Origin of the sequence: Enterobacter sp. GD03975 (assembly GCF_029838645.1) — a bacterium.
GTDB lineage: Bacteria > Pseudomonadota > Gammaproteobacteria > Enterobacterales > Enterobacteriaceae > Enterobacter > Enterobacter quasihormaechei.
On the sequence record NZ_JAOBZC010000001.1, the window covers coordinates 396,348 to 408,533 of the forward strand.

Consider the following 12,186-nt stretch of genomic DNA (forward strand, 5'->3'; position numbering starts at 1 on the left):
TTTAACAGGTAGTCATCATGGAAATGGATCTGAACAATCGCCTGACCGAAGACGAAACGCTCGAGCAGGCCTACGATATTTTTCTCGAACTGGCGGTCGATAATCTCGACCCGGCTGACGTTATTCTTTTCAACCTGCAATTTGAAGAGCGTGGCGGCGCCGAGCTGTTCGATCCGTCTGAAGACTGGGCCGAACACGTCGATTTTGACCTCAACCCGGATTTCTTTGCCGAAGTGGTGATTGGGCTGGCGGACGAAGACGGCGGCGAAATTAACGACATCTTTGCGCGCGTGCTGCTGTGCCGCGAAAAAGACCACAAGCTGTGCCATATTCTCTGGCGCGAATAATAAAAAAGGCTGCCATCGCAGCCTTTTTTAATCAATCCGGTAAGGCATTTCCACAGTGGTGACAAAACCGCGCGCCGGGTTCATGATTCCCCTGCTGACACCTCGTGCATTTACGCTGCCGTTTGCTGCCCTGAAACGCGCTGCTCATGTGGGTGGTAATTAGCCCCGTCGGGATCGCTATCACCGAATAGCCGATCAGGATCAGAACGGATGCCACGATTCTTCCGAGCGGCGTATGCGGCGTAATATCCCCGTAGCCCACGGTCGTCACCGTGACGATGGCCCAGTAAACGGAAGCATTAAGCGTGGTAAACCCGTACTTCGGCCCTTCAATTAAATACATCAGAGAGCCAAACACGATCATCACGATGGCAATAAACGAATAGAAGAGAATAAGCTGGTGGCGGGCGCTAACAATCGCGACCCAAAACACCCGCAGCGACGGCATAAAGCGCAGCAGCTTCAGAATGCGCAACACGCGAATCGCCCGCATTGCGCGCCAGGCAAACACATAGTTCAGGCTTATTTCCGGCCACAGCCACATAACGTACAGCGGCAGAATGGTGGCTAAATCAATAAAACCCCAAAAGCTAAAAACATATTTTGCCGGATTTGGCCAGCTAATGACCCTGAGCACATATTCTGCGGTAAACACCAGCGTGACGATTAATTCCAGCCAGACAAATACGTGCCACTCCTCATACGTCATGTGGTACTGCGTGCCGGCGCCGGATTCGATAAAGATAATAATGACGCTAATCAGCGCAAATAAACCGCACAGTCCTTCGAAGCGGCGACCGGAAACCGTTTGAGGATCAAATAAGAAATGATACAGCCGCTGACGGGCCGACGTGAGTAATCGCGACACATTAACCTCGAAAATAAGGGCTGACATCATGTCAGCCCTTGCGATTATAACGGGTCTACTTTCAGGCAGGAAACCGCATGTCGGAAACTGCCTTCCAGAACCGGACGCGTTTTTGCACATTCCGGCCCGGCGATGGGGCACCGCGTACGGAATACGCAGCCTGAAGGCGGATTAATCGGCGAAGGCAGTTCACCTTCCAGAAGCTGGATGGTTTTATTCTTTTCCAGATCGGGATCCGGAACGGGAACCGCAGACATCAGCGCTTTGGTGTAAGGATGCAGCGGATTGTGGTACACCTCATCATAGGTGCCCAGCTCCACGGCGTGCCCCAAATACATTACCAGCACACGGTCTGAAATGTGTTTTACCACCGCCAGATCGTGGGCGATGAAGATCAGCGATAGCCCCATTTCCCGTTGCAGTTTCTGGAGCAGGTTAACAACCTGAGCCTGAATGGAAACGTCCAGCGCCGAAACCGGCTCATCACAGATAATCAGTTTCGGCTCAAGGATCAACGCACGTGCGATGCCGATACGCTGACACTGACCGCCGGAAAACTCGTGTGGATAGCGGTTGATGAGGTTAGGCAACAGACCCACCTTGAGCATCATCGCTTTCACGCGGTCGCGCACTTCCTGACGCGGCATCTTCGGATGATAGGTACGCAGCGGCTCGGCAATGATTTCACCGATGGTCATACGCGGGTTCAGGGACGCCAGCGGATCCTGGAAAATCATCTGGATATCGCTGCGCACGTCGCGCCACTCATCCGGCTTCATCCCCAGCAGATCTTTACCCAGCCAGGCCACTTTGCCGTCGGTGGCTTTCACCAGGCCGATGATCGCACGCGCAAACGTCGATTTGCCGCAGCCGGATTCGCCCACCACGCCCAGGGTTTCCCCTTCGTACAGGCGCAGCGTAACGCCATCCACCGCTTTCAGGGTTTTGGCAGGCTGCCAGAACCACTGTTTGCCGTCTTTGATATCGAAATGGACCTTCAGGTCAGCGATTTCGAGCAGCACATTTCTTTTTTCGTCGATTGCGTTCATACCAGCTCCTCCTGCGGCTTAAAGCAGGCGCGCAGACGGCCTGGGGCAAACGCTTCCAGCGGCGGTGCGCTGTTACAAATTTCCATCGCGTGCGGACAACGCGGCTGGAACGGACAGCCTTTCGGCAGACGCAGCAGGTTTGGCGGGTTACCCGGGATGGTCAGCAGCGACTCCCCTTCCGCATCAAGGCGCGGTACGGCATTCAGCAGGCCAATAGAGTACGGATGGGCGGGCTGGTAGAAGACATCGCGTGCATTACCGTATTCCATCGTGCGGCCTGCATACATGACTAATACTTTGTCGCAGATCCCGGCAACGACGCCCAAATCGTGGGTGATCATGATTATCGCGGTGTTGAACTCACGCTTAAGCTCGTTCAGCAGCGTCATGATCTGCGCCTGAACGGTCACGTCCAGGGCGGTGGTCGGTTCATCGGCGATCAGCAGTTTTGGCCGACAGAGCAACGCCATCGCGATCATGACGCGCTGACGCATCCCGCCGGAGAACTCGTGCGGGTACATGCGCATGCGCTTGCGTGCTTCAGGCATTTTCACCGCATCCAGCATTTTGACAGACTCTTCAAACGCTTCGGCTTTGCCCAGGCCCTTGTGGAGCATCAGCACTTCCATCAGCTGCTCGCCCACACGCATATAGGGGTTCAACGAGGTCATCGGATCCTGGAAAATCATTGAGATTTGCTCGGCGCGCAGCTTGTTCAGCTCATGCTCCGGCAAATTCAGGATCTCTCTCCCGTTGAATTTCGCCGAACCGCCGATCGCACCGTTTGACGCCAGCAGGCCCATCAGCGCAAATGCGGTCTGGGATTTACCGGACCCGGATTCGCCCACAATGCCCAGCGTTTCACCGGCACGCAGGTCGAAGTTGAGATCGTTAACGGCAGTCACATCACCGTCGGGGGTTTTAAACGTCACACGGAGGTCTTTTACGTCCAGCAGTGCACTGGACCGCTGTTGCGCCTGTGGCGCGGTTGCCGTTTCAATAATGGTCATGACGGCGCTCCTTAACGGTCTTTCGGGTCGAGGGCATCACGCAGGCCATCGCCGATAAAGTTGAAACAGAACAGAGTGACCACCAGGAAGCCCGCCGGATACAGCAGTAGCCACGGTGATACTTCCATGGAGTTTGCGCCATCGCTTAACAGCGCGCCCCAGCTGCTCAGCGGCTCTTGCGTACCTAATCCCAGGAAGCTCAGGAAGGATTCAAACAGGATCATACTTGGCACCAGCAGGGAGGCGTACACCACGACCACGCCCAGCACGTTAGGAACGATATGACGCACCACGATATTGGCGGTAGAAACCCCACCAACCTGTGCAGCTTCGATAAACTCCTTACGTTTAAGGCTCAGCGTCTGGCCGCGCACAATACGCGCCATGTCCAGCCAGGAGACCATCCCGATGGCCACGAAGATCAGCAGGATATTTTGACCAAAGAAGGTCACCAGCAAAATAACGAAGAACATGAACGGGAAGGAGTTCAGGATTTCAAGCAGACGCATCATTACGGAGTCCACTTTCCCGCCAAGGTAACCGGAAAGCGAACCGTAAAGCGTGCCGACGATTACCGCCACCAGCGCCGCCGCGATGCCGACCATCAGGGAAATGCGGCCACCGATCGCCACGCGCACCAGCAGGTCACGGCCAGATGAATCGGTACCAAAATAGTGCCCGGATTCCATATCCGGCGCGCTGGACATCATGCCCCAGTCCGTATCGAAATAGGTGAACTGCGACAGCATTGGCGCCAGGGTGACGAACAGCGCAATAAGCACCAGCACGACCAGGCTGGCAACGGCGGCGCGGTTATGCATAAAACGACGGCGGGCGTCCTGCCAAAGGCTACGACCTTCAACCTCCAGCTTTTCACTGAAGTTTTCCAGCGCCTCGCTGTTTTTCTTACTCAACATCATGGCGTGCTCCAGTTAGTAACGGATTTTCGGGTCGATAACGGCATACAGCACATCGACAACGGCATTAAACAGAATGGTCAGCGCGCCCACGAGGATCGTAAGGCTCAGCACCAGCGAGTAGTCACGGTTAAGCGCCCCGTTAACAAACAGCTGTCCGATGCCCGGCAGGCCATAAATGGTTTCAATTACCATTGAACCGGTGATAATGCCGACGAAAGCAGGCCCCATGTAGGAGAGCACCGGTAACAGTGCAGGCTTGAGTGCATGACGGAAAATAATCCGGCGCATCGGCAGCCCTTTCGCACGGGCGGTACGGATGAAGTTCGAGTGCAGAACTTCAATCATTGAACCGCGGGTAATACGGGCGATGCTGGCAATGTACGCCAGAGATAATGCCACCATCGGCAGTATCATGAACTTCAGGGCTCCGCCGTTCCAGCCGCCACCGGGCAGCCATTTCAGGGTGATGGCGAATATCATGACCAGCAACGGCGCGACAACGAAGCTGGGAATAACCACCCCGGTCATTGCGACCCCCATGACGGTATAATCCCATCGGGTATTTTGTTTTAGCGCGGCGATAACGCCCGCAGTGACCCCGAGAACAACGGCCAGGATAAATGCAGCAGCCCCTAATTTAGCCGATACCGGGAAGCTGGAAGCCACCAGGTCGTTAACGGAATAGTCTTTATATTTGAATGACGGTCCAAAATCACCGTGTGCAAGTTGCTTCAGATAATTGAAGTACTGCGTGGTAATGGGATCGTTTAAATGGTATTTCGCTTCGATGTTGGCCATGACTTCTGGCGGCAGCGTACGTTCACCGGTAAATGGACTGCCCGGCGCAAGGCGCATCATGAAGAAGGAAATTGTAATTAGAATAAATAACGTTGGAATCGCTTCAAGACAGCGACGCAGGATAAATTTCAACATTGCCCGTACCTTCTGGCGTGTGCCTGATGAATGTTACAAAGTAGACACAGTGGGGCAAGCTCGCTCGCCCCACGTATTGCCATTAATGCTTGATAATATAAAGATTCTTAACGGAAATATTATCCAACGGGTCTTTACCGGTATAACCCCCTACCCACGGTTTCACCAGGCGGGCGTTGACGTAGTAGTAAACCGGCACGATCGCAGAGTCTTTATCGAGCTGTTGTTCTGATTTCGCGTACAGATCGGCGCGCTGGGCGTCATCTGCCACTTTCAGGGTGTCGCCAATCAGCTTATCAAACGCCGGGCTCTTATAGTGTGCCGTGTTGTTTGAGCTGTCGCTGAGCATGGTGTTCAGGAAGGAGGTCGGTTCGTTATAGTCCGCACACCAGCCGGCGCGCGCCACGTCAAACGTTCCCTGGTGGCGCGTATCGAGGAAGGTTTTCCATTCCTGGTTTTCCAGCTTCACGTTCACGCCCAGGTTTTTCTTCCAGATTGACGCCACGGCGATAGCCAGTTTCTTATGCAGATCCGAGGTGTTGTACAGCAGGTTAAACGTCAGCGGCTTATCAGCGGTGTACCCAGCTTCAGCCAGCAGTTTTTTCGCTTCTTCGTTACGTTTTTCCTGGGACCATTTGAACCACTCAGGCTCAACCAGTTTCATACCGTCGGTATAAGGCGGGGTGTAGCTGTAAGCTGGCAGGTCGCCCTGATTCTTCACTTTATTAACGATAATATCGCGATCCAGAGCCAGCTTCAGCGCGGTACGCACGCGCACGTCGGTGAACGGTGCTTTCTGGTTGTTAATTTCGTAGTAGTAGGTGCACAGATAAGGATCGACGTGCACTTCTTTCGGGATCTCTTTTTTCAACTTCTGGAACAGTTCAATCGGCATGTTGTTATAGGTCATGTCGATTTCACCGCTGCGGTAGCGGTTGACGTCCGTCACTTCTGAAGCAATTGGCAGGTAGGTGACCTGATTGATGACGGTCTTCGCGTTATCCCAATACTGCGGGTTGCGCTCCAGTACCATACGTTCGTTAACGACCCAGCTTTTCAGCTTGTACGCACCGTTGGTCACGATATTCGCAGGCTGCGTCCATTTTTCACCAAATTTTTCTACAGCGGATTTTGGTACCGGGGAAACAGACGGGTGAACCAGCAGCTTATAGAAGTACGGAACAGGCTCGCTCAACGTCACTTCAAAGGTGTTGGCATCAATGGCTTTTACGCCCAGATCGGTAACAGGCTTTTTGCCCGTGATGATGTCATCAATATTGGCAATATGACCGTACTGAAGGTAACTCGCATACGGGGAGGCGGTATTCGGATCCGCCAGACGCTGCCAGCTGTAAACGAAATCTTCGGCGGTAACCGGCGTACCGTCGGACCATTTGGCATCTTTACGCAGATGGAAGGTCCAGACTTTAAAATCTTTATTGTCCCATTTTTCCGCCACGCCCGGTGCCGGGTGGCCGTCTACGTCCGTCACCAACAGACCTTCAAACAGATCGCGGTTAACGTTAGACTCTGGAACACCTTCAATTTTGTGCGGATCGAGAGACTGCACTTCCGCACCGTTATTACGCACCAGCGTTTGCTTCTCAGCCAGCTGAACACCGGCAGGAACGTCCGCAGCCATTGCAGCGTTGCCCGCGATTAGCGCAGTTAAAATCCCCGCCGCTACCAGACTTTTTTTTGTGATGATGGACATTGTGTTGATACTCCACTCATTATAATGACTGGCCTTCGCCAGTTGTGTAATCCCCTGTCGGGGCCTGTACAGCGCAGGAGTTTTTTTTGCTACTGTCAGGTTCTTTTTTTACTTCTTGCTATCACCGACTTCATTATTACTGACCGCTCGTACGGCGATCTTGCGTCGATTCTTTACACCTCTCCCCTGTCAGAGAGATGCATTGGATATCTTTCGTGAGGTCTATATGAAAATAGTTCTCATCAACTTGATTAATGCTGCGAAATATAAGGCCGGAAAGTACCAAATGGTGCCAACTCTCGCCAATACATTTTGCAAATTTGTTAAGCATTTCTCTTTTACGGTGGATGGCTCATCTGAGCCATAAATCTTCAACCCCACCAATACAAAGTAAAAATACTTGAAATCAAACGGTTACAAGATTGCCTCGCTGAGAGCGTATTACCATGACCAATCTGAACGATTTTTCACGAAAATTTAACAATTGGTTATTATTTAGCACATTCGTCTGGGTCAGCCTCAAAATTACTAATATCATTTCGGTTATCTGTCAGCAAGCCCCAGAGTATCATGTGAGTAAAATAACAGAGGGTTCGAAGGATTTATGCGCAGAGGGGGAAGCTGAAAATAAACAACCTCTTGAAAAACAACAAGAGAGCGTTATTAGTAGAACTTATTATGGCTGGACCGTAATTCAACTTTATTTATATGATTTGCTGATAATCACGTAAAAAAAACGGAGCCGTCGGCTCCGCTCTTTCAAATGAAAGTCAATGTAATAATCCTGGGAATATGCTTTTTATACCGGTAACGATAAATTCGATGCCCAATGCCATTAACAGCAGGCCCATGATACGGGTGATCACGTTGATGCCCGTTTGTCCCAGCAAGCGAACCAGCCATGGCGCCATGCGAAAAACGCCCCAACAGCACAGCGCGAACAGCGCAATGGCGACAGAAAAGCCGATCAGATGCATCAGGCTGTGATAGCGCGTTCCCCAGACGATGGTTGAACTGATTGCCCCCGGGCCTGCCATCAGCGGCAATGCCAACGGCACAACGCCGATGCTTTCGCGGATTGCGGTCTCTGATTTCTCCTGCTTGTTCTGTTTATCCTCCCCCAGCTTGCCGCTGATCATCGACATGGCAATCGTCACCACAAGGATCCCACCCGCTATTCGGAACGAATCAATCGAGATGCCGAAGACCTGAAGGATGGCGTCCCCCAGATAAAGAGAGGTCAGCAAGATGATAGCCACCGACAGGTTTGCCGTCAGGTTGGTTTTGTTTCTTGCAGCGGCCGTTTGATAGCTGGTCATACTAATGAAGACAGGGATGATCCCTACCGGGTTGACCAGCGCAAACAAACCGATAAAAAACTTAAAATATGTAGGGAAATCAAAGAGCGTTTGAATCACATTAAGCTCCGCAATTGAGCATGGCCAGGGAGAAACAGCGTGTCATGATAAATCCGCGCTGAAGATACGCTTTTTAGCCGCACACTTCACCAGAAATGTGTTCTAAAACGTTATCAATTCATGATGTTAAACGTTTGTATAATCAATGATAGCGCCACTTCCAATAGTTACTTAATTATTTAACACTGGAAAAATTAGCACGAAATAACCCTGCTGAAAGGTATCAGCTTAGGACAAAATTGATCCTGATCATAATTTTCGTACTCAGAAGTGAGTAATCTTGGTTACGCCGCCAGGGAGATCACCTATCAAAAAGGTATGATGCTAAGGTAAGGCTCTTTTAGTAAATTAGTGAGCATAAGCAGTGCGTAATCCTTTGTTTTACTGTGTGTTACGCAAGTGGGATCGGCACTGACTATACTGTCAGACGTATCGAGCGCTGGTTTACTAAAAGAGTTTAAACATTATCAGGAGAGCATTATGGCTGTTACCAATATCGCTGAACTGAACGCCCTCGTCGAGCGCGTTAAAAAAGCCCAGCGTGAATATGCCAATTTCACCCAAGAACAGGTTGATAAAATCTTCCGCGCGGCCGCTCTGGCTGCTGCTGATGCTCGAATCCCTCTCGCTAAAATGGCCGTTGCCGAATCCGGCATGGGTATCGTTGAAGATAAAGTGATTAAAAACCACTTTGCTTCAGAGTATATCTACAACGCCTATAAAGATGAGAAAACCTGCGGCGTGCTGTCAGAAGACGATACTTTCGGCACCATCACCATAGCAGAACCGATCGGCATCATTTGCGGTATCGTTCCAACCACTAACCCAACCTCTACCGCCATCTTCAAATCTCTTATCAGCCTGAAGACACGTAACGCAATCATTTTCTCCCCGCATCCACGTGCGAAAGACGCCACTAACAAAGCAGCAGACATCGTGCTCCAGGCGGCTATCGCGGCGGGCGCACCAAAAGATCTGATCGGCTGGATCGACCAACCTTCTGTCGAGCTGTCCAACGCCCTGATGCATCATCCGGACATTAACCTGATCCTGGCGACCGGTGGTCCTGGCATGGTTAAAGCCGCTTACAGCTCCGGTAAACCAGCTATCGGCGTAGGCGCGGGTAACACCCCGGTTGTTATTGACGAAACCGCTGACATCAAACGCGCCGTCGCGTCTGTGCTGATGTCTAAAACCTTCGATAACGGCGTTATCTGTGCATCTGAACAGTCCGTTGTCGTCGTTGACTCAGTATATGACGCCGTTCGTGAACGTTTCGCCAGCCACGGCGGCTACCTGTTGCAGGGTAAAGAGCTGAAAGCCGTTCAGGACGTGATTCTGAAAAATGGCGCGCTGAACGCCGCTATCGTGGGTCAGCCAGCCTATAAAATTGCCGAACTCGCCGGCTTTAGCGTTCCTGCTTCCACCAAGATCCTGATTGGTGAAGTTAACGTCGTTGATGAAAGCGAGCCGTTTGCTCACGAAAAACTGTCTCCGACGCTGGCTATGTACCGTGCGAAAGATTTCGATGACGCGGTAGAAAAAGCAGAGAAACTGGTTGCCATGGGCGGTATCGGTCACACCTCTTGCCTGTACACCGACCAGGATAACCAGCCTGAGCGTGTTGCACACTTCGGTCAGAAGATGAAAACGGCACGTATCCTGATTAACACCCCAGCTTCTCAGGGTGGTATCGGTGACCTGTACAACTTCAAACTCGCACCTTCCCTGACTCTGGGTTGTGGTTCATGGGGTGGTAACTCCATCTCTGAAAACGTTGGTCCAAAACACCTGATCAACAAGAAAACCGTTGCTAAGCGAGCTGAAAACATGTTGTGGCACAAACTTCCGAAATCTATCTACTTCCGTCGTGGCTCACTGCCAATCGCGCTGGATGAAGTGATTACTGATGGCCACAAGCGTGCGCTCATCGTGACTGACCGTTTCCTGTTCAACAATGGCTATGCAGACCAGATCACCTCTGTTCTGAAAGCGTCTGGCGTCGAAACTGAAGTCTTCTTTGAAGTTGAAGCTGACCCAACCCTGAGCGTTGTCCGTAAAGGTGCTGAACTGGCCAACTCCTTCAAACCCGATGTGATCATCGCACTGGGTGGCGGTTCCCCAATGGACGCCGCGAAAATCATGTGGGTCATGTACGAGCATCCGGAAACTCACTTCGAAGAACTGGCGCTGCGCTTTATGGATATCCGTAAACGTATCTACAAGTTCCCGAAAATGGGCGTGAAAGCGAAAATGATCGCCGTCACCACCACTTCCGGTACCGGTTCTGAAGTCACGCCATTTGCGGTTGTGACGGATGACGCAACGGGTCAGAAATACCCGCTGGCCGACTACGCGCTGACGCCAGATATGGCTATCGTTGACGCCAACCTGGTGATGGATATGCCGAAATCACTGTGTGCGTTCGGTGGTCTGGATGCGGTGACTCACGCTCTGGAAGCTTATGTTTCCGTACTGGCTTCCGAGTTCTCTGACGGTCAGGCCTTGCAGGCGCTGAAACTGCTGAAAGAAAACCTGCCAGCCTCTTACAACGAAGGTTCAAAAAACCCTGTTGCGCGTGAACGTGTACACAGTGCTGCAACCATCGCGGGCATCGCGTTTGCTAACGCCTTCCTGGGCGTGTGTCACTCCATGGCGCACAAGCTGGGTTCACAGTTCCACATTCCTCACGGTCTGGCGAACGCCCTGTTGATCAGCAACGTTATCCGCTATAACGCCAACGACAACCCAACCAAGCAGACTGCATTCAGCCAGTACGACCGCCCTCAGGCTCGTCGTCGCTACGCTGAAATCGCAGACCACCTGGGTCTGAGCGCACCGGGCGACCGTACTGCCGGGAAGATCGAGAAACTGCTGGCATGGCTGGAAAGCCTGAAGGCTGAACTGGGTATTCCTAAATCTATCCGCGAAGCGGGCGTTCAGGAAGCTGACTTCCTCGCTCACGTAGATAAGCTGTCTGAAGATGCATTCGATGACCAGTGTACCGGTGCTAACCCACGCTACCCACTGATTTCCGAACTGAAACAGATCCTGCTGGATACTTATTACGGTCGTAACTTCACTGAAAGCGATGTCGCTGCTGTGAAAGCTGACATCCCCGCAGTGGTAAAGGCTGACAAGAAAGCGAAGAAAAACGCTTAATTGACAGTGTGACAAAAAAACCCGCCGATGGCGGGTTTTTTTTATATCTGAAAAAGAGTAAAAATTCCTGTTACTTTCGACTGTCGCCCTGTAACGCCGTCAGCGAGCCTACAACCAGCGCCTCTTTATAATGCTTGCGGCAGACCGAGACATAGCGTTCATTGCCCCCTATCACCACCTGCTCGCCATCAGCATAAGGTTTACCGGACTGGTCAAGGCGAAGAACCATGCTCGCCTTACGGCCACAAAAGCAGATCGTTTTTAGCTCCACCAGTTTATCCGACCAGGCAAGTAAATATTGGCTGCCGGCAAATAGCTCACCGCGAAAATCGGTGCGTAAACCATAGCAAAGAACGGGAATATCCAGCTCATCCACGACCTCAGAAAGCGCATGGACCTGCTCACGGGTCAGGAACTGGCTTTCGTCTACCAGGACGCAATGGACAGGCTTAGAGGCGTGCTCAGCACGAATGTCCTCCAGCAGGTCCGTTTCAGGGTTAAACAGCCTTGCAGGCGACGAGAGGCCTATTCTTGAGCTTACCTTCCCCGCCCCGAAGCGATCGTCGATTTCGGCGGTATAAACAACGGTACGCATCCCCCGCTCCTGATAATTGTATGAGGATTGCAGTAACGCCGTCGATTTCCCTGCATTCATTGCCGAATAGTAGAAATAAAGTTGTGCCATTGGCCAAAGAACCCTAATCAATGTGTAATATTCCCGATGAATCATTGTACCATATTTTGTACCGTCATCAGCCGTGGGCT

Annotated in this window: 10 protein-coding genes; 2 read left to right on the top strand and 8 right to left on the bottom strand. The window is 51.8% G+C overall.

Going from position 1 to position 12,186, the window contains the following annotated elements; genetic code table 11:
- Positions 1 to 17: 17 nt before the first annotated feature.
- Positions 18 to 347 (top strand): HI1450 family dsDNA-mimic protein, encoded by a 330-nt coding sequence (locus N5C09_RS01830; protein WP_006810881.1) that lies wholly within the window; start codon positions 18 to 20, stop codon positions 345 to 347.
- A gap of 31 nt (positions 348 to 378) precedes the next feature.
- On the opposite strand, the gene N5C09_RS01835 is transcribed toward N5C09_RS01830, so the two are convergent.
- The 7 genes from N5C09_RS01835 to N5C09_RS01865 form a co-directional block, all read right to left on the bottom strand.
- On the bottom strand, positions 379 to 1,245 hold the full coding sequence (locus tag N5C09_RS01835) for an ion transporter (RefSeq protein ID WP_279748335.1): 867 nt from the start codon (positions 1,243 to 1,245) through the stop codon (positions 379 to 381).
- 14 nt (positions 1,246 to 1,259) lie between these two features.
- Positions 1,260 to 2,264, bottom strand: a complete 1,005-nt coding sequence (gene oppF / locus N5C09_RS01840; protein WP_003856743.1) for a murein tripeptide/oligopeptide ABC transporter ATP-binding protein OppF — start codon at positions 2,262 to 2,264, stop codon at positions 1,260 to 1,262.
- Complete coding sequence (locus N5C09_RS01845; RefSeq protein ID WP_063866542.1) at positions 2,261 to 3,274, bottom strand: ABC transporter ATP-binding protein; 1,014 nt, start codon at positions 3,272 to 3,274, stop codon at positions 2,261 to 2,263. Before N5C09_RS01845 ends, oppF begins: the two co-directional genes overlap by 4 nt.
- Positions 3,275 to 3,285: 11 nt before the next feature.
- Positions 3,286 to 4,194 carry an oligopeptide ABC transporter permease OppC gene (gene oppC / locus N5C09_RS01850; RefSeq protein ID WP_003856740.1) on the bottom strand — a complete coding sequence of 303 codons (909 nt, stop codon included), beginning with the start codon at positions 4,192 to 4,194 and terminating at the stop codon, positions 3,286 to 3,288.
- A 12-nt stretch (positions 4,195 to 4,206) separates the two neighbouring features.
- Positions 4,207 to 5,127, bottom strand: a complete 921-nt coding sequence (gene oppB / locus N5C09_RS01855; protein ID WP_063452249.1) for an oligopeptide ABC transporter permease OppB — start codon at positions 5,125 to 5,127, stop codon at positions 4,207 to 4,209.
- 82 nt (positions 5,128 to 5,209) lie between these two features.
- Positions 5,210 to 6,841: an oligopeptide ABC transporter substrate-binding protein OppA gene (oppA, locus tag N5C09_RS01860; protein WP_279748336.1), complete on the bottom strand. Its 1,632-nt coding sequence runs from the start codon at positions 6,839 to 6,841 to the stop codon at positions 5,210 to 5,212.
- Positions 6,842 to 7,611: 770 nt separating this feature from the next.
- Positions 7,612 to 8,259: a YchE family NAAT transporter gene (locus N5C09_RS01865; protein ID WP_063452247.1), complete on the bottom strand. Its 648-nt coding sequence runs from the start codon at positions 8,257 to 8,259 to the stop codon at positions 7,612 to 7,614.
- A gap of 480 nt (positions 8,260 to 8,739) precedes the next feature.
- On the opposite strand from N5C09_RS01865, the gene adhE reads away from it, so the two are divergent.
- Positions 8,740 to 11,421 (top strand): bifunctional acetaldehyde-CoA/alcohol dehydrogenase, encoded by a 2,682-nt coding sequence (gene adhE / locus N5C09_RS01870; protein WP_279748337.1) that lies wholly within the window; start codon positions 8,740 to 8,742, stop codon positions 11,419 to 11,421.
- Between the two features lie 70 nt (positions 11,422 to 11,491).
- On the opposite strand, the gene tdk is transcribed toward adhE, so the two are convergent.
- Complete coding sequence (gene tdk, locus N5C09_RS01875; protein WP_063452325.1) at positions 11,492 to 12,106, bottom strand: thymidine kinase; 615 nt, start codon at positions 12,104 to 12,106, stop codon at positions 11,492 to 11,494.
- Between the last annotated feature and the right edge of the window lie 80 nt (positions 12,107 to 12,186).